This window comes from Flavobacterium faecale (genome assembly GCF_048320115.1).
Taxonomy (GTDB): Bacteria; Bacteroidota; Bacteroidia; order Flavobacteriales; family Flavobacteriaceae; genus Flavobacterium; species Flavobacterium faecale_A.
On the sequence record NZ_CP182943.1, the window covers coordinates 3136714 to 3161840 of the forward strand.

General features: G+C 33.4%; 26 protein-coding genes and 1 other RNA gene. 18 read left to right on the top strand and 9 right to left on the bottom strand.

All coding sequences use genetic code 11. The annotated features are described in order from the left end of the window. The first annotated feature begins 712 nt into the window (after positions 1-712). From ACNH59_RS12935 to ACNH59_RS12970, 8 genes are all read left to right on the top strand, one after another. Entirely contained in the window at positions 713-2422 is a 1710-nt protein-coding gene (locus ACNH59_RS12935; protein WP_418262947.1) for a DEAD/DEAH box helicase family protein, read from the top strand. Next, positions 2388-3926 (top strand): type I restriction-modification enzyme R subunit C-terminal domain-containing protein, encoded by a 1539-nt coding sequence (locus ACNH59_RS12940; protein WP_418262948.1) that lies wholly within the window; start codon positions 2388-2390, stop codon positions 3924-3926. The genes ACNH59_RS12935 and ACNH59_RS12940 overlap by 35 nt, the downstream gene beginning before the upstream one ends. Next, positions 3926-4654 carry a virulence RhuM family protein gene (locus ACNH59_RS12945; protein WP_418262949.1) on the top strand — a complete coding sequence of 243 codons (729 nt, stop codon included), beginning with the start codon at positions 3926-3928 and terminating at the stop codon, positions 4652-4654. The genes ACNH59_RS12940 and ACNH59_RS12945 overlap by 1 nt, the downstream gene beginning before the upstream one ends. 6 nt (positions 4655-4660) lie before the next feature. Further along, a complete protein-coding gene (locus ACNH59_RS12950) occupies positions 4661-4915 on the top strand; it encodes a Fic family protein (protein WP_418264899.1) in 255 nt (84 codons plus the stop codon). 82 nt (positions 4916-4997) lie between these two features. Then, positions 4998-5303 (top strand): GIY-YIG nuclease family protein, encoded by a 306-nt coding sequence (locus tag ACNH59_RS12955; RefSeq protein ID WP_418262950.1) that lies wholly within the window; start codon positions 4998-5000, stop codon positions 5301-5303. A gap of 177 nt (positions 5304-5480) precedes the next feature. Beyond that, a complete protein-coding gene (locus ACNH59_RS12960; protein WP_418262951.1) occupies positions 5481-6941 on the top strand; it encodes an N-6 DNA methylase in 1461 nt (486 codons plus the stop codon). 85 nt (positions 6942-7026) lie between these two features. Then, complete coding sequence (locus ACNH59_RS12965) at positions 7027-8484, top strand: restriction endonuclease subunit S (RefSeq protein ID WP_418262952.1); 1458 nt, start codon at positions 7027-7029, stop codon at positions 8482-8484. After that, on the top strand, positions 8481-8813 hold the full coding sequence (locus tag ACNH59_RS12970; protein ID WP_418262953.1) for a hypothetical protein: 333 nt from the start codon (positions 8481-8483) through the stop codon (positions 8811-8813). Before ACNH59_RS12965 ends, ACNH59_RS12970 begins: the two co-directional genes overlap by 4 nt. Before the next feature lie 433 nt (positions 8814-9246). On the opposite strand, the gene mnmE is transcribed toward ACNH59_RS12970, so the two are convergent. After that, entirely contained in the window at positions 9247-10656 is a 1410-nt protein-coding gene (gene mnmE, locus ACNH59_RS12975) for a tRNA uridine-5-carboxymethylaminomethyl(34) synthesis GTPase MnmE (RefSeq protein ID WP_418264900.1), read from the bottom strand. 148 nt (positions 10657-10804) lie between these two features. On the opposite strand from mnmE, the gene ACNH59_RS12980 reads away from it, so the two are divergent. Then, positions 10805-11635: a universal stress protein gene (locus ACNH59_RS12980; protein WP_418262954.1), complete on the top strand. Its 831-nt coding sequence runs from the start codon at positions 10805-10807 to the stop codon at positions 11633-11635. 90 nt (positions 11636-11725) lie between these two features. Beyond that, positions 11726-12559, top strand: coding sequence for a universal stress protein (locus tag ACNH59_RS12985; RefSeq protein WP_418262955.1), 834 nt, complete (start codon positions 11726-11728; stop codon positions 12557-12559). Between the two features lie 68 nt (positions 12560-12627). Here the strand turns inward: ACNH59_RS12985 and ACNH59_RS12990 are convergent, their stop codons facing one another. From ACNH59_RS12990 to ACNH59_RS13005, 4 genes are all read right to left on the bottom strand, one after another. Next, entirely contained in the window at positions 12628-12867 is a 240-nt protein-coding gene (locus ACNH59_RS12990; RefSeq protein ID WP_418262956.1) for a CDGSH iron-sulfur domain-containing protein, read from the bottom strand. A 2-nt stretch (positions 12868-12869) separates the two neighbouring features. Then, entirely contained in the window at positions 12870-13856 is a 987-nt protein-coding gene (gene msrA, locus ACNH59_RS12995; RefSeq protein ID WP_418262957.1) for a peptide-methionine (S)-S-oxide reductase MsrA, read from the bottom strand. A gap of 9 nt (positions 13857-13865) precedes the next feature. Beyond that, positions 13866-14360, bottom strand: coding sequence for a peroxiredoxin family protein (locus tag ACNH59_RS13000; RefSeq protein ID WP_418262958.1), 495 nt, complete (start codon positions 14358-14360; stop codon positions 13866-13868). A 184-nt stretch (positions 14361-14544) separates the two neighbouring features. Beyond that, on the bottom strand, positions 14545-14841 hold the full coding sequence (locus ACNH59_RS13005) for a hypothetical protein (RefSeq protein ID WP_418262959.1): 297 nt from the start codon (positions 14839-14841) through the stop codon (positions 14545-14547). Between the two features lie 118 nt (positions 14842-14959). Between ACNH59_RS13005 and rnpB the strand changes: the two genes are divergently transcribed. Continuing rightward, positions 14960-15284, top strand: an RNA gene (gene rnpB / locus ACNH59_RS13010) — RNase P RNA component class A. Positions 15285-15378: 94 nt separating this feature from the next. Here the strand turns inward: rnpB and ACNH59_RS13015 are convergent. Both ACNH59_RS13015 and ACNH59_RS13020 read right to left on the bottom strand, forming a co-directional pair. Then, positions 15379-15957: an RsmD family RNA methyltransferase gene (locus tag ACNH59_RS13015; protein WP_418262960.1), complete on the bottom strand. Its 579-nt coding sequence runs from the start codon at positions 15955-15957 to the stop codon at positions 15379-15381. Next, positions 15954-16760 (bottom strand): DUF3822 family protein, encoded by an 807-nt coding sequence (locus ACNH59_RS13020; RefSeq protein WP_418262961.1) that lies wholly within the window; start codon positions 16758-16760, stop codon positions 15954-15956. The genes ACNH59_RS13015 and ACNH59_RS13020 overlap by 4 nt, the downstream gene beginning before the upstream one ends. 261 nt (positions 16761-17021) lie before the next feature. On the opposite strand from ACNH59_RS13020, the gene ACNH59_RS13025 reads away from it, so the two are divergent. From ACNH59_RS13025 to kdsB, 5 genes are all read left to right on the top strand, one after another. Beyond that, the gene (locus ACNH59_RS13025) at positions 17022-17255 is read left to right on the top strand and encodes a thioredoxin family protein (RefSeq protein WP_418262962.1); all 234 of its coding nucleotides are present in this window, start codon (positions 17022-17024) and stop codon (positions 17253-17255) included. Between the two features lie 153 nt (positions 17256-17408). Beyond that, a complete protein-coding gene (locus ACNH59_RS13030; protein ID WP_418262963.1) occupies positions 17409-18005 on the top strand; it encodes a MarR family winged helix-turn-helix transcriptional regulator in 597 nt (198 codons plus the stop codon). Between the two features lie 86 nt (positions 18006-18091). Then, entirely contained in the window at positions 18092-19513 is a 1422-nt protein-coding gene (locus tag ACNH59_RS13035) for an ATP-dependent DNA helicase (protein ID WP_418262964.1), read from the top strand. 77 nt (positions 19514-19590) lie between these two features. Further along, the gene (gene ygiD / locus ACNH59_RS13040) at positions 19591-20421 is read left to right on the top strand and encodes a 4,5-DOPA dioxygenase extradiol (RefSeq protein WP_418262965.1); all 831 of its coding nucleotides are present in this window, start codon (positions 19591-19593) and stop codon (positions 20419-20421) included. Between the two features lie 120 nt (positions 20422-20541). Continuing rightward, a complete protein-coding gene (kdsB, locus tag ACNH59_RS13045) occupies positions 20542-21267 on the top strand; it encodes a 3-deoxy-manno-octulosonate cytidylyltransferase (protein WP_418262966.1) in 726 nt (241 codons plus the stop codon). Here the strand turns inward: kdsB and ACNH59_RS13050 are convergent. Further along, complete coding sequence (locus tag ACNH59_RS13050) at positions 21264-21929, bottom strand: spermidine synthase (RefSeq protein WP_418262967.1); 666 nt, start codon at positions 21927-21929, stop codon at positions 21264-21266. The two genes, kdsB and ACNH59_RS13050, sit on opposite strands and share 4 nt — an antisense overlap. A gap of 163 nt (positions 21930-22092) precedes the next feature. Between ACNH59_RS13050 and ACNH59_RS13055 the strand changes: the two genes are divergently transcribed. After that, positions 22093-23100 (top strand): hypothetical protein, encoded by a 1008-nt coding sequence (locus ACNH59_RS13055; RefSeq protein WP_418262968.1) that lies wholly within the window; start codon positions 22093-22095, stop codon positions 23098-23100. A gap of 63 nt (positions 23101-23163) precedes the next feature. Here the strand turns inward: ACNH59_RS13055 and ACNH59_RS13060 are convergent, their stop codons facing one another. Beyond that, the gene (locus tag ACNH59_RS13060; protein ID WP_418262969.1) at positions 23164-23613 is read right to left on the bottom strand and encodes a helix-turn-helix domain-containing protein; all 450 of its coding nucleotides are present in this window, start codon (positions 23611-23613) and stop codon (positions 23164-23166) included. A 313-nt stretch (positions 23614-23926) separates the two neighbouring features. On the opposite strand from ACNH59_RS13060, the gene ACNH59_RS13065 reads away from it, so the two are divergent. Beyond that, positions 23927-25081, top strand: a complete 1155-nt coding sequence (locus ACNH59_RS13065; RefSeq protein WP_418262970.1) for a M14 family metallopeptidase — start codon at positions 23927-23929, stop codon at positions 25079-25081. Positions 25082-25127: the final 46 nt, after the last annotated feature.

A 25127-nucleotide genomic window follows, 5' to 3' on the forward strand; every position in this document is an offset into this window, starting at 1 on the left:
CTCAGTCACTTTAAGTCTGTCAACTAACCCTATAAGGCTTCAAGTCTATAGTGGTTTAGTTAAATTCAGCCCCTTCCGCGAACTTCAAATCTCTAACCTCTAGTCTCTAACTTTGTTGTTGCTTTCCGATACAGAAATTAGTTTTTCTTTGTTTATAATGCATTAAAAGGTGTCAGGTACATAAAAGGAATATTTTTTTAAAAAAACTTACAGAAATTAGCATTTTTTCGTAAGAAAAAACAACACTTGTTCTTTGTCTTGTTATCATTCCCTATTATTGTCAATTAAATCAGTACTTTACAAAGATATGATTGATTTATTTAATTTTTTTGGTGCTTTTTATAACCTTTTTTAACCAACAAATTTAACACAGTTTGGAGAGTTTTTAGGTGCTAATTTCTGTGAAATAATAGTTAAAAAATGATAAGTAATTGATTTGTAGTTATTTGTTGTTTTGTGAATTATGAAACTGTTCTAAATTTCAGGTCTTTTTATTGATTTTTGAGTGATTTAGAAGCAAAATTATACTGCGTAAGAAAAAGAAGTTAAAAATATTTTAAATACCTTTTTCAAATCGGTAACTTAATCTTCATATTAATAAAAATCAATTTAATTCTGGATTTTTTATTGCTATCTGAAATACTTAATTATTTTCAATATATTAGCAATCACTAACAAATGATGTAAATTCTTATTTATTCAGTTTAAATTGATGGCTTCAACATTCTCATTCCTAGAAATAAATTATCCTGAGTTGTTCACTATTAGTGAATTATCGGAGCGATTAATTTATATCGATCCTAGTTCATCCTTGTCTAAGTCTCGATTGTTTTCTGAGAAATTAGCGCAACTAATTTGGCAATTTGAAGATTTAGTCCCTTTTGATGGAAATCAAGTGGAACGCATCAACCAGTTATTTTATAAAAATTGTATTCCTGACGTAGTCAAAGATATATTTCATGTTATTCGAAAATCTGGAAATAAAGCCAGTCACGATGGAAGCGGTTCAAAACAAGAAGCCTTATATATTCTTAAAAAATGTTTTCAATTAGCGAAGTGGTTTTATGAAACCTATGAGAATGATTATATTGAAACTACAGAATATCAACTTCCTGAAGATGATCAGAAAGTTAGTTTAGACAAATTAAATGCTGAACTGGAGCGATTATCAAAACAAGTAGTCGATTATCAGGCAAAAGTGGCTACAATCAATGCAACACCTGAGTTGGTTATAGAAAGACAACAACGCGCTCTGACCAATGCCAATAATATAGGTAAAACGGAAGCTGAAACTAGAGCAATTATTGATGAACAGTTAAGAGATGCTGGTTGGGAATGTGAAACGGAAAAGCTTAACTACAAAAAGAATAAATCGTTACCTGAAAAAGGAAAAAACAAAGCAATTGCTGAATGGCCATGTAATGGGAAATGGGCTGATTATGCCCTTTTTGTTGGATTAGATTTATACGGAATTGTAGAAGCTAAAAAATTTGCTACCGATATTTCCACTGATTTACAGCAATCCAAGATATATGCAGAACGTATTGAATCGCATGATAATTTCAAATTATTAGGCAATTGGAATGGTTATAGAGTTCCTTTTCTTTTTTCTACCAATGGTCGTAATTATTTGGAACAAATCAAAACGAAAAGTGGTATCTGGTTTTTAGATATCAGAAATGACCGAAACAAATCAAAAGCTTTAAGAGGTTGGTTCTCTCCCCAAGGAATAATAGAGCAATTTAATAGAGATGTTGAAAAAGCCAATACTAGATTGCAGGAAAGTGAATACGATTATTTACAAAATCCAAGTGGTTTAGGATTACGCTATTATCAAATAGATGCTATCAAAGCAGTAGAGAACAAACTGATAAAACAACCTGAAGATAAACGATCTCTCTTGGTAATGGCTACAGGAACAGGAAAAACGAGAACAACTATTGGTTTAGCTTATCGTTTAATAAAATCGGATCGTTTTAAGCGTATTTTATTTTTAACGGATAGGCGTTTGTTAGCGTCACAGGCATTGGGAAGTTTTAAGGACAACAAAGTAGAAGACATTAACACCTTTTCTAATATTTATAAAATAGAAGAGATGAAAAATGTATATCCTGAAACAGAAACGAGACTTCATTTTGCTACCGTTCAAAGCATGGTGAAACGCCTTTTTTATTCGGATAACGAAACATTAGCTATTGATGCTTATGACTGTATTATTATTGACGAAGCACATAGAGGCTATAATCTAGACAAAGAAATAAACGAGGAGGATTTATTCTTTAAAGATGAGAATGATTATGTAGGGCAATATAAAAGGGTAATAGAATACTTTAATGCTTATATCATTGGGTTAACTGCTACACCTGCTTTACACACTACAGAAATTTTTGGAAAACCCGTCCATAATTATTCCTATCGCTGAAGCAGTTATTGATGGTTTTTTGACAGATCATGAGCCACCTTATATTATTAAAACTAATTTGAGCGAAAATGGTATTCTTTGGGAGAAAGGGGAAAAGCCAAAGGCTTTTAATCCTGAAACTAATTCTATTGAAGACTTAGCTGAATTAGAGGATGAATTACTAGTAGAAATTGAACAATTCAATAAACTAGTGATTACTGAGCCTTTTAATAGAGCGGTAATCAAAGAACTGGTTCAAAATATAGATCCTGAAGGGGATGAAAAAACCTTAATTTTTGCGGTTCGGGATTTTCATGCAGATTTGATTGTTGATTTACTAAAAGAAGAATATGCTGAAATAGGTATTGATGTACCGCAAGGGGCTATTCAAAAATTAACGGGGAATGTCTATGATGTTGAGAATTTAACCAAACGATTCAAAAATGAGAAATTCCCAAATATTGTAGTGACTGTCGATTTGTTGACCACAGGAATTGATGTCCCTCAAATAACTAATTTGGTGTTTTTACGCAGAGTTCGTTCTCGTATTTTGTTTGAACAAATGTTAGGTAGAGCCACTCGTTTGTGTCCTGAAATCAATAAACAATTTTTTAAGATTTATGATGCTGTTCGGGTGTATGAAGCCTTAGAAGATTTTACCCAAATGAAAACTGTTTCTAATCCTTCTATATCCTTTCAAAGGTTAATAGAAGAATTAGATTTCATAGATACTCCTGAACGTTCCAAAAAGCAATTGGAGCAGATTGTAGCCAAGTTACAACGCAAAAAGAAACAGATTAACGAAGGACAACTAGAACAGTTTATGTATTATGCCAAAGGGGATAGCCCAGAGGAATTTATCGAAAATCTGTTGGGTGTTGATGGAGCAGATGTTAAAAATGTATTAGCTAATTACGCTAGTCTTTGGGATTTCTTAGATAAAAAGGTCTATCAACCTAAAATGCAATTGGTTTCAGAACACCATGATGAAGTAATAGGTATTGAACGTGGGTACGGGAAAGCTTCGAAACCAGAAGATTATATTGAAGGTTTTAAAACTTTTATAGAAGAAAATCGCAATACCATTTTGGCCTTAAAAACGATTTGCACCAAGCCTTCTGAATTGGATAGAAAATCATTAAAAGAATTAAAATTACTATTAGACCAAGAGGGATACAATGAATTGACTTTGAACGCAGCATGGAAAAATGCCAAAAATCAAGTTATAGCAGCCGATATTATTTCTTATATCCGAACTTTAGCATTAGATACTGTTTTAGTAAGTCATGAAGACCGAATTAAAAATGCAATTACCAAGGTAAAGCAAATGAAAGATTGGAATATGCACCAGTTGAAATGGATTGAACGCTTTGAAAAGCAGTTGCTTCATGAAGATATATTTGATAAAGAATTCATCAACCAAACCTTTAAAGAAGAAGGTGGTTTAGCTCGTATTCAAAAGATATTTAATAACGAACTGGATCAAGTGATTGCTTTGTTGAATGATAATTTATTTACAGCCTAATGAGTGATATTATAATTTATACTTCGAAAGGAAACCATACTCAAATTGAAGTCCAGTTTGAAGATGAAACGGTTTGGTTAAATCAAAAACAGATTGCAGAAGTTTTTGGAACAGAAGTACCAGCTATAAATAAGCATATTAAAAATATACTTAAAGAGTCTGAATTGTTGCCTGAAGCAACTATTTCCAAAATGGAAATAGTTCAAATAGAAGGAAGCAGAAAAGTAACTAGAAAAGTTGATTTTTATAACCTTGATATGATTATTTCGGTGGGGTATAGAGTGAATTCGGCTAAAGCTACCAAGTTTAGAATTTGGGCAACCCAACGCTTAAAGGACTATTTAGTAAAAGGATATGCACTAAATGAAAAGAGATTAAAAGAACTCAATTATAAATACACCGAAATACAGCATGCTCTAAAACTGGCTACAAAAGCTGCTAATGTTGACAATTTATCCTCAAACGAAGCCAAAGGAATTTTAAAAGTATTAGAGCAATATGCCTATGCTTTAGAAACTTTAGATAAATATGATCATCAAAAATTAAGTATTGATTCGAATTATATCGCTACCGAAACAAAGCGCTTGACTTATGATGAAGCAATTAAGCAAATTCATATTTGGCGTGATTTTCAACAAACTGGAGATTTATTTGGTAATGAAAAAGATCAGTCCTTTAAAAGTTCTTTAGAAACTATTTATCAAACTTTCGATTTAGTAGATTTGTAACCCACAATAGAAGAAAAAGCAGCTAATCTTTTGTATTTCGTGGTAAAAAACCACTCTTTTTCTGATGGAAATAAGCGAATTGCAGCAGGATTATTTATTTACTTTTTAGACTTGAATAATAAATTATTAAACCAAGAAGGAAACAAAAAAATTGCCGATAATGCTTTGGTTGCTATTACTATTATGATTGCCGAAAGCAAATCAGAAGAGAAAGACATGATAACCAAATTGGTGGTCAATTTGATAAACGATAATAATTAATTGTTGGGTGTATGCAATACAATACACTGTAGTGAGATTGCTTCGTTCCTCGCAATGACAATGCATTAACATGAATACAACTATGAAACCAGGATTTGTATATATCATTACAAATAAGTATCAAACCGTGGTATATACTGGTGTTACTTCAAATTTGCCTAAAAGAATGTTAGAGCATAAAGAAAAAAAGTATCCGCAATCATTTTCAGCTAGATATAATGTGAATATTTTAGTTTACTATGAGCAATTTCAGGAAATAGGCGATGCAATAGCAAGAGAAAAACAAATAAAAGCGGGTTCAAGAGACGATAAAAATAAATTAATCCGATCTTTGAATCCAACTTGGAAAGATTTATATGAAGAGATTAAAGATATAATGACTATTTAAATATTTTTACACTTCGTCATTGCGAGCGATAGCGTAGCAATCACATTAGCAAGATCAAGTAAAACGAGCAAATAACCTGGAGCATTGGAGTGAGATTGCTTCGTTCCTCGCAATGACAAACACTAAATACTAATTGAGGAATGAGATTGCTTCATTCCTCGCAATGACAATAAAACAATGAGTGCACAAGAAATAGCTAATAAACTCTGGAATCTTTGTAATGTATTGCGTGATGATGGGGTAACCTACCACCAATATTTAAATGAGCTGACTTATATTCTTTTCCTGAAATTAAGTGAAGTAAAAGGATTTAGTCATGAAATTCCAGCAGAGTTTCAATGGAGCTACTTTGTAAACGAACATGATAATGCCGAAGCTTTTGCACGTTACCGTGAATTTCTAGCCACTGTAAGTGATAAGACTACAAGCCAAAGCATCAAGGAAATCTACAGCAATGCTTCAACGAGTTTGCGCAAGCCTGTCAACTTTAATTCGCTTGTTGTTGCTATTGATAAACTGGATTGGTACGAAGAGGACGATCGTGATGTCATGGGTGATATTTACGAAAGCCTATTAGAGAAAAATGCAGGTGAAAAGAAAAGTGGCGCAGGACAATACTTTACCCCACGACCATTGATTAATATTATGGTTGATTTGATGGTGCCAAAGATTGGAGAACGTTGGACAGATCCAGCTTGTGGTACTTTTGGTTTTATGATTTCAGCAGATCATTATTTACGTAGCAAAAACGATAACTATTACGATCTAACCGAAAAAGAAAGACAATTTCAAGTAAACGAAGCCTTCTCAGGTGTAGAACTCGTACCTGATGCGCACCGATTGGCATTGATGAATGCCCGTTTGCACGGAATGGAAAGTACCATACATCTAGGGGATACCTTGACCGAATTTGGTAAAACCCTCAACGGTTTTGATGGAGTGTTAGCAAATCCTCCATTTGGTACCAAACAAGGTGGAGAACGCCCAAGCCGTGATGATTTTACTTTTCCTACCAGCAATAAGCAATTGAACTTTTTGCAACACATATACCGTAGTTTAAAGAAAGACGGGAAAGCCAGAGCAGCAGTAGTCTTGCCCGATAATGTACTTTTTGAAGACGGTGACGGACAAAAAATACGCCGTGATTTGATGGACAAATGCAACTTGCATACTATTTTGCGTTTGCCTACTGGGATTTTTTATGCTGCAGGTGTAAAAACCAACGTACTCTTTTTTACCCGTGAAAAAACCGAAACTAACAATACTAAGAACGTTTGGTTTTATGACATGCGTACCAATGCACCTAGTTACGGAAAGCGCACCCCATTTACAGAGAAAGCCTTTGAAGATTTTGTTTTGGCTTACACAGGAGGAATTCCTTTTGATAAAGTAGAAAAGGATTATGATGGTTTGGTGTCTGATGACAAACGTAAAACGATAAAAGACGAACGCTGGAACTGCATTTCACGTGCCGAAATTTCAAGCAAAAACTACAGCCTTGATTTAGGTTTAATTGCTGATAATACGTTGACGAATAGTGATGATTTAGGCGAGCCGATTGATATTGCCAAGGAAGCTTTAAGCGAATTACAAAGCATTACCGAGCAATTGAATGCGATGATAAAAGAATTGAATTAGTCAAAAAGATAACCACCCTGTCATTGCGAGGAACGAAGCAATCACACTAAAATGAGTAGGAAGTTATGATAAAAGAATTGAATTAATGAAGAATAAATTGCCGAAAAATTGGATTGAAACCGATATAGAAACAGTTGCTGATATTTTAGATAATTTAAGAAAACCAGTTAGTTCTGATGAAAGAAGCAAGCGTATTGGAGATGTTCCATATTATGGTGCAACTGGTCAAGCAGGTTGGATTAATGACTATATTTTTAATGAAGAACTTGTTCTCGTTGGTGAAGATGGTGCTCCTTTTTTTGATAAATTTAAAAATGTAGCTTATAAAATATCAGGTAAATCATGGGTTAATAATCATGCACATGTTTTAAAAGGTAAAAATGGAATTTCTAATGACATATTACTTCATTTTTTTAATCAGTTTGATTATAGTGGTTTTGTTGGAGGAACAACAAGATTAAAATTAAATCAAGGATATTTAAAATCTATACCATTTCCCCTCCCACCACTTGCCGAGCAAAACCGCATTGTAGATAAATTAGATCGTTTATTTGCCCAACTGGAAACTATAAAAACCAGTATGGCCAAAGTGCCTGAATTGCTAAAGGATTTTCGTCAGCAAGTGCTTACGCAAGCCGTTACTGGGAAATTACTAAAAATTAATCAATTTACTGAATTAGGAAAACTGGAAATAGATATAAGAACAGGTCCTTTTGGTAGTGCACTTCACAAAAGTGATTATATAGAAAATGGTGTTTCTGTAATAAATCCAAGTCATATAAATAATGGTATAATTATACCAGATACTAATGTTTCTATTTCAAATGAGAAGTATCAAAAGTTAAAAGTATATAAGCTAATTAACAATGATGTAATATTAGGTAGGAGGGGAGAAATGGGAAGAGCAGCATTATATAATGAAAGTTATGGAAACTGTATTTGTGGTACTGGTTCAATCATTTTACGATGTGGTAGTAATATATATCCAAAATTTTTAACCTTTTATCTAAGAAGTCCTTTTTGTATTGAATATCTTAATTCCAATTCAGTAGGGACAACAATGATTAATTTAAATCAAAAAATAATTAAGTCTTTAAAGGTTCCAAATGTATCTTATCTAGAACAGCAAGAAATCGTTTCTCGAGTAGAAAGTTTGTTTGCCAAAGCAGATGCAATAGAACAACAATACAAAAGCCTAAAAAACAAAATAGATACGTTGCCACAAGCCATCTTGCATAAGGCGTTTAAAGGGGAGTTAAGTGAGCAGCTAGATACTGATGGAGATGCAAGCGAGTTGTTGCAATCCATCCAGTCATTGCGAGCGGAGCGAGGCACCCGAGCAAAGCGAATTGAGCCTTTGGCTAATCCCACTAAAAAAGGCAGGAAACAAGAGTCCAAAAACAAAAAACTAGACAAAAAAAGTACCAACAAAGAGCACGAAGATATGATTGCTTCGTCCCTCGCAATGACTGCGAAGAATTATCCTGAAGAGGATGAGGTTTTAGGGATGGTGGCGGAAGAGAAAATAGAATATAAGTCATGAAAGTATATAACCGTTCAGCCATTACCATAAGCTATAAAGCGCCTTTTGTTGATTGGAATAATCAATTGACACCTGATTTCCAAATGGATGCTGGAATGTTGGGCGAGTCCAAAACTTATTTAACCAAAGAAGATTTTGAAGATGCCAATCAACAAATCAAGAAGTATTTCAAAACAATTTTTGAATTAGAGTTAGAAGGAATCTGGACTGACGAAAACGATTGGCCTCAAAAAAGAGATTTCAAAACTTTTTGTGAATGGTTTCATTTTGAAGTGAGTGATTGGGTGGTGGATTTAGGTAATCAGCCTTTGATAGGGGATGATTTATGACTAAACCACTATTGACTGAAAGGCCATAGATTTGGTTGTCAGACTAAAAATCTGTATATGAAAACGCTATAATTAGCCACAGATTAAAAAGATTAGCACAGATTAATCCTTTGAATCTTTATAATCTTTGTCTAAAATTTTTAGAGACTAAAGCGAAATGCACTAAAGAGCATAGTTTTAACTATTTTTGGGACCAATAAAAAGCTATTGAGTAAGGAATCGTTTTCCCTGTCAAGGATAGTAACGAAAAGCCCGTAAAGGAAGAAGGCGAATAAAACAAACCCCAAAAGAGCGACTGCAAGAAGCTCCTTTTGGGGTTTTTAGTTTTATAGCCTGATGCCTGCGGACTTGTAGTGGATAGCCTGCCCGGACAGCCTTTTTATTTTGATTAAAAGATTAACTGGATACTAAAACTGTAGACTGAATACTATCTTTACTTTCCGATACAGAAATTAGCAAAAATATTTCCTAGTAATTCATCGTTGGTAACCTGACCCGTTATCATTCCAAAATGGTACAAAGCTTCCTTAATATCAATCGCCATCAGGTCGCTGGAAAGTCCAGTTTCCAGTCCGTACTTCACTTTTGATATTTCGTCCAGCGCTTTAAGTAAAGAGTCGTAATGTCTTGTGTTCGTCACGATTGTTTCGTTGTTACGTAGAGCGCCTGTATTTACAAAAGAGAGTAATTGGTTTTTCAATTCGTCAATACCAAGGTTTAGTTTGGCAGAAATAAATAGGGTTGTTAGTTGTTGTTTGTTAGTTGCTAGTTCTTCTTGGAATTGAGAAATCATTTCTTGAGGAATACTATCTTTTTTGTTGATTATTATTACCAAAGGTTTTAACGGATATTTGTTTTTTAATTTCTCAATTTCAACTTTTATAGGAGCCAAACCATCAACCAATAACTTATAACCATCAACCAATAAAAGAACCACCTGAGCTTGTTCAATTTTTTCAAATGTTTTTTTGATTCCGATGCTTTCTACTACATCTTGAGTTTCACGGATTCCGGCAGTATCAATAAAACGAAAACCAATTCCTTCGATAACCAATTCATCTTCGATAGTATCACGAGTCGTTCCTGCAATGTCTGAAACAATAGCACGTTCTTCGTTCAACAAAGCGTTTAAGAGCGTTGATTTCCCTACGTTAGGTTCACCAACAATCGCTACAGGAATTCCGTTTTTGATAACATTACCTACCGCAAAGGAGTCTATTAATCGTTTGAGAACAAACTCGATTCGGTTTAATAATTCATTGAATTGAGTTCTGTCAGCAAATTCGACGTCTTCTTCGGCAAAGTCAAGTTCCAATTCGATTAAAGAGGCAAAATTTAATAGCTCTTCACGGAGTTTGGCAATTTCGTTCGAGAAACCCCCACGCATTTGCTGCATGGCAATTTGATGACTGGCTTCGTTGTCTGACGAAATTAAATCGGCGACAGCTTCGGCTTGCGATAAATCAAGTTTGCCGTTTAGGAAGGCACGCAAGGTGAATTCACCTGCATCAGCCATTCTACAACCTTTTCGTAATAACAATTGAATGATTTGTTGTTGAATATAAGAGGAACCGTGACACGAAATTTCGATAGTATTTTCACCAGTATAGGAGTTAGGTCCTTTGAAAATAGAAACCAAAACCTCGTCTAACGTTTTATTTTCGTCTACGATATGTCCTAAATGTAAGGTATGTGTTTTTTGGGTAGTTAAATCCTTGTTTTTGATGGATTTAAAAACCGAATTACCTATGTCGATGGCATCTTGGCCTGAAACTCGAATGATGGCAATGGCTCCGGCACCTGAAGGTGTAGCAAGCGCTACTATAGAATCGTTGTTTAGCATTTTGATATGAATTGGCTGCAAAGGTACTAAATCTAGGGTAGTATCGTTCAATTGAGAAATATTTAGGATTAAATTACTGGTAATTAACGGGTTAAAATTGTATCTTTATAAGATGACTAAGTGTTTAATCTTTATAAAATGATTTAATATGAAACGCATTCTTTTCCCAACTGATTTTTCTGATGTCGCCACGAATGCCTTTGTACATGCCTTGGAATTTGTCAATGCCGTCAAAGGGGAGATTTTTGTATTGCATTCGTATGATTTGCCGCCTATGGATGATCAGTTTTTCCCTGAAAACTTTAACGAAGTCTACGATACCATGGAGTTAGCACATTTTGATTTATTCAAAGAAGAAATACCCAAACTTAGAGAGGTTATCGAAGAACATCATTTTGATAATATTAAAATGACACATCGCTTAATGGAAGGGAATTTAGCCGAAAACATAAAAAAAGCCATTGAAGAAGATGCTATTGACATTGTAATTATGGGAACAACGGGGGCTTCTGAATGGGAAGCGCTTTTTGCAGGAACTAACTCGGGTGCTGTTATTTTAAAATTAGCCGTTCCTATGCTCTGCATTCCCGCAGGGGTTAGCTATAAAAAAATAAACACCATTGGTTTTATTACCCATTATCGACCTGAGGAAAAAAAAGCGTTACACATCACCTTGGAAATCGCTAAAATATTTGAAGCCAAAATCAAATGTTTACATATCAAAAACATACATACTGAGGTGACTACGGGTACAATTAGAGTTTGGGATAATGAATTTGAGGATGAAGCCATTACTTTTTTTACTATTCAAAGTGACCAAATTAAACAAGTAACTCTAGATTTTATTAAAAATCATCATATTGATATTTTATCGATGTTGACGTATAAAAGCAACTTTTTTGAAGCTATGTTCGTGCCTAGTTACGCCGATAAAACACCTACAGATATAGAAATTCCAGTATTGGCAATCCATGCATAATAAAAATTAATGGCTTGCTTTAGATTAATCATGAAAAAAATATTAATTTTAAGTATGTCTTGCGAATAGTTCACTTTAAACCATTGTAATATGAAACGTATTTTATTTCCAACTGATTTTTCCGACGTGGCCAATAACGCCTTTGTACATGCTTTAGAATTAGCTAAAACCCTTAAAGGAGAGCTGATTGTATTGCATAGCTTTGAATTGCCTGTTGTTGATAATCAGTTTTTTCCAGAAAATTATATGGTTATTTACGAATCATTGGAATTGGCACAATTTGATATGTTCAAAGATGAAATACCAAAGCTCCGTTCCATTGCTGAAGAACGTCAATTAGATAAAATAAAAATGACTCATCGATTGATGGATGGTGATTTAACTTTTAATATCAAAAAGGCTATTAAAGAAGACCGAATCGATTTTGTGGTTATGGGAACTTCGGGAGCTTCGGGCTGGCAATCTTTTTTTATGGGAACTAATTCAGGTAATGTAATAACAGATATTACGGTACCAATGCTTTGTGTACCTCAAGATGTACCGTTTAGAAAAGCAGAGACTATTGGTTTTACAACTCGATTTAGAGCAAAGGACAAAAAAGCCCTGAAAAGTGTTTTGAAAATTGCACATAAGATGAACGCACAGATCAAGTGTTTGTATGTAAAAACTAATGAATCTGATGTTGATAACGCTACTGTAAAAGAATGGGAAAAAGAATTTGAAAAGGAGCCAATCACTTTTTATGTTACGATTTCAAATGATGTCAAAGACACTATTTTAGATTTTATATTGCAGAAGGATATCGACATACTTACCATGTTGACTTATAAAAGAGGCTTTTTTGAAAGTATATTTCATCCAAGCTTAACCAAGAAAATAGCAACAGAATATGCTACATTGGTTCTAGCTATTCCAATAGAATAATTTTTAAAACAAATACAGCCCTAAAATATATTGAGCTGTATTTGTTCTGAGGTAATGAGGAATAGTTTTTATAATAAATTTTTGTGACTTCCATCACAAAATGGGGGATTGCCTGTTTGTTTGCAGCCACACCAAGCTACTGTTTTTTCTTCTGTAATTTTTTCGATAATAGGATTTAAATCTGTTGTTTTATGTGACCCATCACAATAAGGTTGTTTTTTACTTTCGCCACAGGCACACCAAGCATAAGTACCTGGTGTAACTTTAATGACATAAGGGCCTTTTTGAGGGATATTTGGTTTTTTCATTTTTACTTGTTTTTAGGGTTGTACTTTAATAATTTTCGATACAGGGACTTGAGGTTTTTGAGTTTAGGATTGATTACATTTTGGCAATAACTAGCATCAGGATTGTTGATGTAATAATTTTGGTGGCGTTCTTCCGCTTTATAAAAATGTTCAAAAGGAACAATTTCGGTAACAATAGGATTTTTGTAAGCTAATTGTAGTTCCTGAACAACTTCTAATGCAGCTGTTTTTTCAATTTGGTTTCTGTAAAAAATAATACTTCGGTATTGCGTACCCCATTCCTTTTCTTGTACTGAAGATCGAGTAGGGTTGTGTGTGGTCAAATGAATCCGAATCAAATCTGAAAAACTAATTTGTGTAGGATCGTAGGTTATCTCTATAACTTCAGCATGTCCTGTAATGCCACTACAAACTTCTCTATATGTTGGATTTGCAATTTTACCGCCACTATAACCGCTTTCAACATTTACAATTCCTTTCAGTTGTTGGAAAATAGCCTCCGTACACCAAAAGCAACCACCACCCAAAGTACACTTTTTTTCATTAGAATCTATTGTTGCCAAAGCAATTGTACGGATATAAAAACGCAAACCACCTGGGAAAGGGCCATTGGGAAAAACAAGACCTAGATAAGCTCCGCAGTTCTTACATGTTACGTTTACTCGATTTTTTTCTTCATTGCTTTCTTTATAAAAAGCAAGGGCATTATCTGTGGTAGGTTGTGCAAAACTAGTCCATTGCATTTCAGCTCTAAGTATAGCATCTTCGTAAAATAATGGTGTCTGACAATACACACAGGCATATATTTTGTTGCTGTTGAATTTACAAGTTTCAAAACGACTAAATCCCTCCCCTTCATTAATGGAGTCAATACTGAATAGATATTGAGGTAGATCTAATATGTTGTCACTTTTTTTGTTATGTGCAGTCTTACCCGCATTTGGATTGCTGTTAATTGTAAATTTTACGATGTCGAGCCATTTTAGCATAAATTGGTATTAAAGAGCCTGTAAATACTGGATTGCATTTTGTGAATTAATATGAAAGTCATTGAATATAACGATTCCCTTCCTGTCTATAACTACAAACCATGGTGTTCCTCCCGTACGGTAAGCACTCATGGTTTTAGAAATAAAATGTGTAGATGCGTCGCCACTATCGTGACCAAATGGTATTTTTAAATTATATTTCGTCTGATTTATTGCTGTTTTTTCAACGGTGTTCTGGCTTTGTCCTTCAAAAACAGTTTGAATGGCAAAAAATGAAATGTCTTTAGTATCACCTAGAGCGGTTACCATTCGGACTAAGGAAGGAAAACCAACACTATGACATCCTTGACACCAATTTTGAAAAAAGAAAAGTACTTTTATTCTTCCGACATAATTTTCAAACTTGATGCTGTTGTCCAATTCTCCATACTTGTTTATCCAATGTGAAACTTCCCACCTTGGAGCAATTTGTCCCAAAATTCCATAGGTGTGATTCTGGTTCATAACGATTTTATTAGAATTGAAAAACTAGCATTTTTTAAAAACCTTTAAGTGGAATTAATAAAATTGTAAGTTCAAGTGTTTTAAGTTTAATCTTCAGAACTTAGAATCCTTGACTTTATCAGGTAGCGATGCAAACCTTTTTAAACAGTAGGTTTACTTGCTTTTTAGATGTATAAAAGGTCTTTTAATTTCGTCCTTTTATGCTCAATTTAATTAAGGTTTCATGGGCTTCGTTAATTGAATTTGCTGCAAAACCAGCTACATAAACGCCTTTTTTTCCTGAAGTAGACTTAATGCCGTATACGACTGCTTCATCATCAGGATTGGTGTCACCTTCATAACGATAAATATGTACAATTTCATATTTACTAGGATTTTTTACAATATCATCTTCATGAAGATTAAAATCATATGTAAAACCTTTTTCATTTAATTGGTCTAAAGCTTTAGCTACGGAAGTATAGTGATACATTTTGGTCATAATGGTAGTTTTTAAGTTGATGCTTAAAGATAACTATTTTAAAATTAAATCTTTACAAATCTCTTGTTAAAGTATGGTATCAGAATCGAAAAAAACGGTTGAAAAAATGTAAATTTGCATCACAGACCGCCTTATCGTCCCGATTTATCGGGGAGGAAAGTCCGGACACCATAGAGAAGCATAGCGGGTAACACCCGTCGGTTTGTTTTGGATTAATTTCAGGACGAATTAGGACTAGTGCAACAGAAAGTATGTACAGGTAATGCTGTAGTGAAACCAGGTAAACTCTATGCGGTGAAATATCAAGTATATCGGCATTTAAGGGTTTCTCGTCCGTTGCCGAAGGGTAGATAGCTTGAGCTTATGAGTAATTGTAAGCCTAGATAAATGATAAGGGTTCATTTCGATGAATACAGAATCCGGCTTATAGGTCTGTTTTTTTTTGTTTAATAGGTAATTGTTTAGGGTTTAATTGGTCGATTAACCAGTTAAAAAATTAAGCAGTTTACCAATATAATAAGTTGTCACCCCTTCTAATTATTCTTCCTCACCATCAGCTTCTACAATTTCCTCAGCAGTATTTAATTCAAAAAAACTAAAGATAGAACCGCCATAGCTTTTCTTAAAAGAGAAATGCATCATATGATCTAGTTTGGTGTATTTTGAATGTTCAATAATCATCATCCCGTCATCGTTTAAACTGTTTTTTTCTAAAATCATTAATACGATTTTTTCAAAAGTAGCTTGGTCAAAATCATAAGGAGGATCAGCAAAAATAATATCGTAAGTGGCATTGTTTTTTTCTAAAAACTTAAAAATATCACTTTTGATAGCAGCAATATTAAAGTCAAATTCTGCGGTTGTTTTCTTGATGAATTTCACACATCCAAAATCCCCATCCACTGCAGTAATAGGGGTACAGCCTCTAGAAGCAAATTCATAACTAATATTTCCTGTACCTGAAAATAAATCCAAAACTTTCAACCCATCAAAATTGAAATGATTGTTTAAGACGTTGAATAAAGCCTCTTTGGACATATCTGTAGTAGGGCGCACCGGAAGTCCTTTGGGAGGAGAGATGCGTCTGCCTTTGTATTTACCTGAAATGATTCTCATGAGTTGAAAAGTATAAAATGTTTTCTGTTTTCGGCCTCAGAAAAATAATTGTTCCATCGCAAATCTTCCACTTCTTTTAGATTGATATTGCGAATGTATTTATAAGCTATTTTGTAAAAAGGACTGTCCGTTGTGATATCTCCAATCAATTCCAATGGGAAATTTTCCGGATTCATCTGCAGTTGTTCTGCAGTAAATAATAGGTAATACAAAAAGTCTTCTGGTGTTTGATAATCAAAAGAATTGAATAACAACAATTTTTGGTTTTGAATCACAACAATTTCAAAATGTCCTTGGGCAAAATGGACCCACATGGTTTTGGTGTCATTGTTTTTGGATTCGTCCATCAATTTGGATACCAAGATGCTATTAGCATGTTTATAGTCAAAACTTCCAAATTTGTCAATAAAATAGTTGTTCATATTGACATAGGGGATATAAACCGAATTGATTTGGTAATTACTGATTTCATCAAAAGCAAAAAAATCAGTTTCAAAAACCTTAGTATTGTATTGCAAATAACTTCCAAGGTAATTTTCGTCAAATAAAGCAGTAGGTACAAAGGTTGATAGGTTGTTGTTATGAATGATTAAAACGTCATCATAGTCTTGATTCAATTCTGAGTATTTTTCAAAGGCTTCCGAAAACAATTCTTCAATTTTAATTCCTTTTTCAAAGGTATCAAAGTATACTTCATGAAATGAAGATACTGTACCATTTAGAGTATCAAAACAACAAAAAGAAAGTCCAGTCAAGGAAACCTGAATGGATAGTTTTTTGTATTTCTTTTCAGTAATGTTCATGAAAACTCTTGTTTTGTATTTGCTTGGACAAACTTACAAATTCAAAAGTCAATTGCCAAGGTGAAAGGTCAAAAATCAATTTCAAAAGTCAAAACCTTTGTGTCCCTTGCATAAAACCTTTACACTCATTGCAGTTATTTCAATACTTGTATTTCTTTTCATAAAAATGTTAAAAACCTTTAATTAGTTAGGATAACTAACTATATTTGTACTATGTAATTCATTTTACAAAGTATAAAGTCTAATTTAAAATTTAATGTCATGAGTAAGTCAGTTTTTTATCACGCAGGATGCCCTGTTTGTATTAGTGCAGAACAAGATGTTATTGATTTGATTGGTCAAAGTAACGTTGAAATTATTCATCTGGGAGAGGACAAGTCAAAAATTAGCGATGCAGAAAATGCTGGAGTGAAATCGGTTCCTGCTCTGGTAACCCCAAAAGGGAATGTATTGCATTTGAATTTTGGAGCCGCCATTCAAGATTTGAAAGGGTAATGTTCTAAAGTCCCTGTGAAATCTTTTTTTGCAGGGATTTTTTATATTTCTGCAGAATTTAGGAGGAAATATTTATTAACACTAGTTTGATTGAGGTGTTGTTAGAAAAACGATTACTTTTATCCTAACATAAAGATCTAAAACTTTATAAAAATGTCAGTATTCAATCTTAATCAGCAAAATTCAAATCTAGACCATAAGATTGTGGCTGGACTGGAACGTATTTCAAATGTTTTTAGAATATTGCTTTGGGACAAATCAAAAAGACACCAACTTTCTCCCATCCAAATTCAGTTGCTGATTTTTATTAATTATCATTCTCAAAAGTTATCCACTGTAAGTTATTTAGCTCAAGAATTTAACCTTTCCAAACCCACAATTAGTGATACGATTAAGACTTTGGAGCAAAAAGGTTACATTAAAAAAGTTCCAGTTCAAGATGACGCAAGAAGTTATACCATAGAAATTACAGATCTAGGCAAGAATGTCATTTTTGAAACTGAAAATTACACGGATCCTTTGAGTGCTATTGTATCAAAATCAAACGCAGCTGATAAAGAAATTCTTTGGAAAACCATTTCAGATATGATACTTCAATTGAATAGAATGGAAATCATTACTGTGCAAAGGACTTGTTACAATTGCAAGTTTTTTTCAAACGAAAAAAATGTTCCCTTTTGTGGTTTGTTGGGACAAGAACTAAAAAATGAAGATATTCGAATTGATTGTGGAGAATTCTGTCAAGATTGATTTTTGAAAACTTTGCTATATGTATTGGCTGTTAAACAATCATTAAAAGCTATCTTTGAAGTTCATTTTACAACTTTGCGCAAATAATGATTTCTTCCCAGTTTTACAGTCTTTTAAAAAATAAATTCCCATTTAACCCCACTTACCAACAGGATATATTTTTTCAAAAAATCGCTATTTTTTTAACAGATAGTTACAACGATACTATTTTTGTACTCAAAGGATACGCTGGAACTGGAAAAACAACAGTCATTTCGACTATTGTAAATAATTTAGCAGAAATAAATAAAAAATATGTTTTATTAGCTCCCACAGGTCGTGCGGCCAAAGTGATTGCTAATTATTCCGATAAACCTGCATTTACTATTCACAAAAAAATCTATTTTCCCAAAAAATCTTCAGGTGGCGGAGTATCATTTGTTTTGCAGCCAAATAAACATAAAAATACCATATTTATCGTTGATGAGGCCTCGATGATTTCTGACACCAACTCGGATTCAAAATTGTATGAAAATGGTTCCTTGCTGGATGATTTGATTTCGTATGTTTATTCGGGAACCAATTGCAAGATGATTTTATTAGGGGATACCGCTCAGTTGCCCCCTGTTAATTTAGATGTGAGTCCAGCTTTGGATATTGATACACTAAGTTTGCATTATAATAAAGAAGTCGAGCATATTGAGTTGGATGAAGTCATGCGTCAAGAGGAAGATTCTGGAATATTATACAATGCAACGGAACTCCGTGAATTGCTGAAAGATTCCTTTATAACCGATTTTCAATTTGATGTTCGAAAATTTAAAGATATCGTTCGTTTGATTGATGGTTATGATATTCAGGATGCAATCAATGCGGCCTATAGTAATTATAGTATTGAAGATACTGCCTTTATTGTGCGTTCCAACAAACGAGCAAATCAATACAACGAGCAAATTAGAACCAAAATTTTAGACAAGGAAAGTGAGCTATCTACAGGTGATTTCCTGATGGTGGTTAAGAATAATTATTTTTGGCTTAAAGATTCAGACGAAGCTGGTTTTATCGCCAATGGAGACATTATCGAAGTTTTGGAAATATTTAAAATCATCGAATTGTATAGTTTCAAGTTTGCTAAAGTGAAAATACGAATGGTAGATTACCCCAATCAAAAACCTTTTGAAACGGTGTTATTATTGGATACTATCAAAAGTGAATCTCCCTCGTTAACATATGAGGAATCGAATCGGTTGTATCAAGAAGTACTAAAAGACTACGAAGGAGAGACCAAATACAAGCAATTTCAAAAAGTGAAAGCCAATGAATATTTTAATGGTTTGCAGGTGAAATTTTCTTACGCTATTACTTGCCATAAATCACAAGGAGGGCAGTGGAATACGGTTTTTGTAGAGCAACCTTATTTGCCTAACGGAATTGACAGAGATTACATTCGGTGGCTGTACACCGCCATGACTCGTGCCAAAAACAAATTGTATTTAATAGGCTTTAAAGATGATAGTTTTGTTGAGTAAATAATAATACTGTTTTCACTGATTAACAAAAATCATTTCAGAGCCGATATGAGAAAACTGCATTTTAAAAAAATCCAATGAATACACTAAACGATTTACACCATATAGCAGCCAATTTTTCAAATACTGAAAAAATGCCTGTTTTGTTTCTAGGGCACGGGAGTCCAATGAATGCTATCGAGGAAAATCAGTTTGTAACAGGTTTTAGGGATTTAGCGCAAACTTTACCACAACCCAATGCGATTTTATGTATTTCGGCACATTGGTTCACTAAAGGAACGAAAGTTACTGCTATGGAAACACCCAGAACTATACATGATTTTGGAGGTTTTCCTAAAGAGTTATTTGAAGTCCAATACCCTGCGCATGGAAGTCCTGAGTTGGCCAAAAACGCTCAGAAATTATTACTACCAACAGAAGTAGCACTCGATCACGAATGGGGATTAGATCATGGCGCTTGGAGCGTAATAAAACATTTATATCCCAATGCAAATATTCCTGTTGTTCAGTTGAGTATTGACTATACAAAAAATACACAATTTCACTTTGATTTGGCACAAAAATTAAGTGTTTTAAGGAGAAAAGGTGTTCTGATTATAGGAAGTGGAAATATCATTCATAACTTACGATTGGTAGATTTTCACAATATGGACAAAGATAATTATGGTTACGATTGGGCTATTGAGGCCAGAGCAATAGTGAATGATTACTTACTAGATGGTAATTATAACGCTTTGATTGATTATGATAAACAAGGTAAAGCTTTGCAACTGGCTATTCCTACACCAGACCATTATTTGCCATTAATTTATGCTTTAGGCTTAAAAGAAAAACAGGATGAACTTCATCTTTTCAACGATAAATTATTAGGAGGTTCTTTGAGTATGACTTCGGTGAAGATTTTGTAATTATTGTGTTAATCGCATGAAACTCTATTTCTCATTTGAATCTATTATATTTGTCTAACCAAAAAAAAGTCTAATAAAAACTTTGTGCTTACCTGCCTTTATGGCGAACCTAAAATTTATATGAAAATAATAGCAGTCATTCCCGCTCGTTACGCTTCCACAAGATTTCACGCTAAACTTATGCAAGACTTGGGTGGAAAAACAGTGATTTTAAGAACTTATGAAGCCGCTTTAAATACTAATTTGTTTGCCGATGTGTTTGTAGTAACCGATTCGAAATTAATTTTTGACGAAATTGACAGCAATGGAGGAAAAGCTATTATGAGTATTAAAGAGCACGAATCAGGTAGCGATCGTATAGCTGAAGCAGTTGAAAGTATCGATGTAGATATTGTTGTCAATGTTCAAGGAGATGAGCCTTTTATCAATGCAGAACCTTTAAAAGAAATCATTGAAGTTTTTAAAAACGACCATGATAAAAAAGTAGATTTGGCTTCGTTGATGTATGAGATCAAAGACCAAGAGGAAATTAATAATCCTAACAATGTGAAAGTAGTTGTGAATCAAAATAATTTTGCTTTGTATTTTTCCCGTTCGGTAATTCCGTATCCAAGAGATCAAAATGTAGGAGTGCGTTATATGAAGCACATAGGAGTGTATGCGTTTAGAAAGCAAGCGCTTTTAGATTTCTATCATTTACCGATGAAATCGCTAGAAGCCTCAGAAAAATTAGAACAATTGCGTTATTTGGAGTTTGGAAAACAAATTAAAATGATCGAAACTACGCATGCAGGTATCGGTATTGATACTAAAGAAGATTTAGATAAAGCTAGAAAACTTATTTAATCAATTCTTTCAATCAATATTAGTTCATTATGTTTTTCAACTCTTGGCAATGATTTAATGGTAAAGTTCTCCTTATTGAAACTAGAAATATAAGTTTCGTTAAGGAGATTTTGTTTTTTATCCAATGGCATTGTATTAAACAAGATACAACCGTTCTTTTCAAGTAATAGACAAATTCGGTCTCTAAAGTGTATTTCATATACAAAACTCGGCATTTGAATGTCTTGAAAAAGATCGACGATGATTAAATCATACTTTACTTTCGTTTTAAATACAAATTCAAAGGCATCATCGATTACAATTTCCAATTGTGGAATTTTATTAATATTGAAATATTTATTAGCCAATTTGATAATGTTAGCGTCAATTTCGACCCCAGTAATTTTGCCTTCATATTGTACATCGTCAATCAAAGTTCTAACAACACTGGCGCCAGCCACCCCCAGGACTAAGACCTGTTTCATTGCTTTTACTTTTTCAAAACCAATAGCTTCCAATCCTAATTTTAAAAAATGTTGTAGGTGACCGTAGGAGTAATTGGTGTTTTCTGAATCGATTACTAATTCTCCGTTATTCCAATTTATATCTAATGATTTACTCACAGTTGATTTTTCTGTGTGAATGCTTACAGGTGTAAAATAACTTAGAATTTTCTTAAACATCAAGAATGGTTTTTCTCAAAAATAAGTTTTTATTCTTTATTGTTTGAAAAAAAAATACAATTCTAAAAGCTACTTTATAATCTTTAAAAAAAACTTTTTAAAAAAATAAAACCATCTAAGTTTCTTTCTCGTAAATAGAAACTAATCTCTAAATATAATTATCATGAAAAAAGTTTTGATTTGTATGTCGGCAGTTTTGTTAATTTTTTCTTCTTGTAATAGCAATGACGAAAACAACAGTATTAATTATAAAGAATTAGCGTTAGTCACCTCAAGTAACACTTCGGGAAAGGTAACTTATACTAATTTGTTAGCAGCTTCGCCAATGGTAAAATCTTTCACAATAGCATCCATTGATGCCGAAGGAGTATCCTATGATACAAATACTGACGCAATTACAGTAGCTTCAAGGACCAATAACAAACTTGAAATGTATACAGGAGTTAAATCCGCTGTCTCAGCTGGGACAGATAATCTATCATTGTCTTTGAGTAGCGAAATAGGTCATTTTTTAAACGCCAGAGAAACCGCCGTATATGGTGATAAAATAATTGTGACTCAAGATCAAATTGTAGCCAATGGAAATACAAATAAATTGTTTTTGTATCAAAGAACAAATGCTGGATTTTCTTTATTGAAAACATTTACCACAGATTTTAAGCTTTGGGGAATTCATATGGATGGAACGGATTTATATGCGGTTGTCGATTTGACCGGAGATATAGTACAATTTAAAAACTTTGAGTCAAATGCGTCAGGAGCTATAACAGCAACGAAAAGAGTGACTATTGAGGGCTTAATCAGAACACATGGTATTACATATTCAGCTGTTGATAATGTGATGGTTTTGACTGATGTAGCTAGTGCAGCCTCAGCTACTGATGGAGGTTTGGTGATTATTAAGAATTTCGCATCTGTATTTGCTTCAACAGCTGCTGCTGGTAAAATAACAATAGACAAACAAATTAGAGTTTACGGCCCTAATTCACTTTTAGGGAACCCTGTAGATGTGGCTTATGATAGCGTTTCAAAAAACATATACGTAGCGGAAAGACTTAACGGAGGAGGGCAAGTTTTGACATACAATACGCCAAGTGCTTCTGGAGATTATGCACCTACTAGCGCAAGAGCTGAAGCAGGAGTAACTTCTATATTTGTATTAAGAAAATAATTATCGTTTCGTTTTATATATTTGGTAAAAAAGACCAATTCAGTTTTTCTGAGTTGGTTTTTTTTATTCTGGAAAATAGGTTTTAAAAGTACCGTTTTTGTAAAAAACAACAATTTTTTCTATAGCACTTTCAGAAGTATGTTGAGTGTGTTTTACCCCTATATCGTTCTTAATCTTTGAAGAAGGAGGTGGAGGTATGGGGTTTTCAGAGCTAAACAAGTCATTTGGAGCGGAGGTTTCTGGCTTAGCAGGAATGTCCTTATTGATTTCTGAATTGGTTTCGGCATCTCTTGGAAATTGTCCTTTTCCATTTAAAACCCAGTATAAATCGACTTCAGGAAATTCCTCCAATATTTTTAATATAAAATCTAAACTAGGTTTGTTTCTGCCTGAAAGTAGGTGAGACAAACTGGAACGTTGCACGCCTATTTTGTCCGCAAAAGCAGAAGCGTTTAGACTGTAATAATCCAGTATTATTTCTAATCGTTTTATGAAATCCTCAGTGTTTACCATTGTAAATTAATCTATCCGTCAGGGTTGTTACAAATGTAATTAAAATGTTTTTGAATAGCAAAATATCGGTATTAATCCGTTAAAATATATTCGCAAACATTAAACCTTAACTACTTGTGTTTGTATTTAATAACTTGGTTTTCAATGTTTTTGTTTTTGCGTCAAAAGACAGTTACCATATGTAAACTCCTTAGTGGGTTGAGACGGTTAAAGAAAGGAATTCACTGTTTACATTTCTAAATTTTCCCAAAAAAACATTGTTTACAATTGTAAAAACAAAGATGTTTACTTTTGTAAATTAAATATTTGTATTATGAATTTAGAACAATTGTTCGAAGAGAATAAAGAGCAAACAATAAGTGGGAGGTATTTAACATTAGACGCGGTTGAGCCGTTATTAAAGGAATTAGGAAAGAAATGGGATTTGTCAATTATAGGTAAATCAGTTTTGGGTGAGCCTGTTTATAAGCTTCAAATAGGTGCTGGTAAAATAAAAATATTTCTTTGGTCTCAGATGCATGGAAACGAAAGTACAACGACCAAAGGTTTATTTGACTTTTTTAATTTACTAGAAAGTAAAACTGAATTTGCAAATCGATTATTAGGTACTTTTACTTTTTGTGCGTTGCCAATGTTGAATCCAGATGGAGCGCGATTATACACTAGAGAGAATGCTAATAAAGTAGATTTAAATAGAGATTCTCAGGATTTAACACAGCCTGAGAGTAAGTTATTGCGAGAGACTTTTGAATCTTTTCAGCCGGATTACTGTTATAATTTACACGATCAGCGTACTATTTTTGGTGTAGACATGACTGGGGAGCCTGCAACTATGTCTTTTTTAGCTCCTTCTTATAACGAAGAACGTGAGGTAAATACCTCAAGATTAAAAGCTATTGAATTGATAGCGGGTATCAATTCAGCCTTGCAAAAGTTTATCCCTGGAAAAGTAGGGCGATTTGACGACTCTTTTAATATCAATTGTATTGGAGATACGTTTCAGTATTTAGGAGTTCCAACGTTATTGTTTGAGGCAGGACATTTCCCTGGTGACTATAATCGCGAAGCGACTCGTAAATTTGTTTTTATCGCCTTAGTAGAGAGTTTTAAATTGTTGAGCGAAAACGATATAGTTCTTAATGGAATTGAAGATTATTTAAATATTCCTCAAAATAAACAGTCTTTTTATGATTTTATATACAAAAACATAAAAATAAATTATGATGGTATTGAAAAAATAACGAATTTTGCTGCACAGTATAAAGAGGAATTGGTCGATGGTAAAATTGATTTTAATGCTTATATTGTTGAGATTGGAGAATTAGAAAATCGCTTCGGACATTTTAGCTATGACGCAAAAGGTGCTAAGTATAGTGATCAGGAAGATGGAATTCCACAATTGAACAAAAAAGCCCATTTCTGTTTAGAAAATAATATTAAATTTGTTAACGGATTGATAAAAAAGTAATATTTTGCATCTGTTTTTCATTTTTATGTATATTTTTATACTTTGT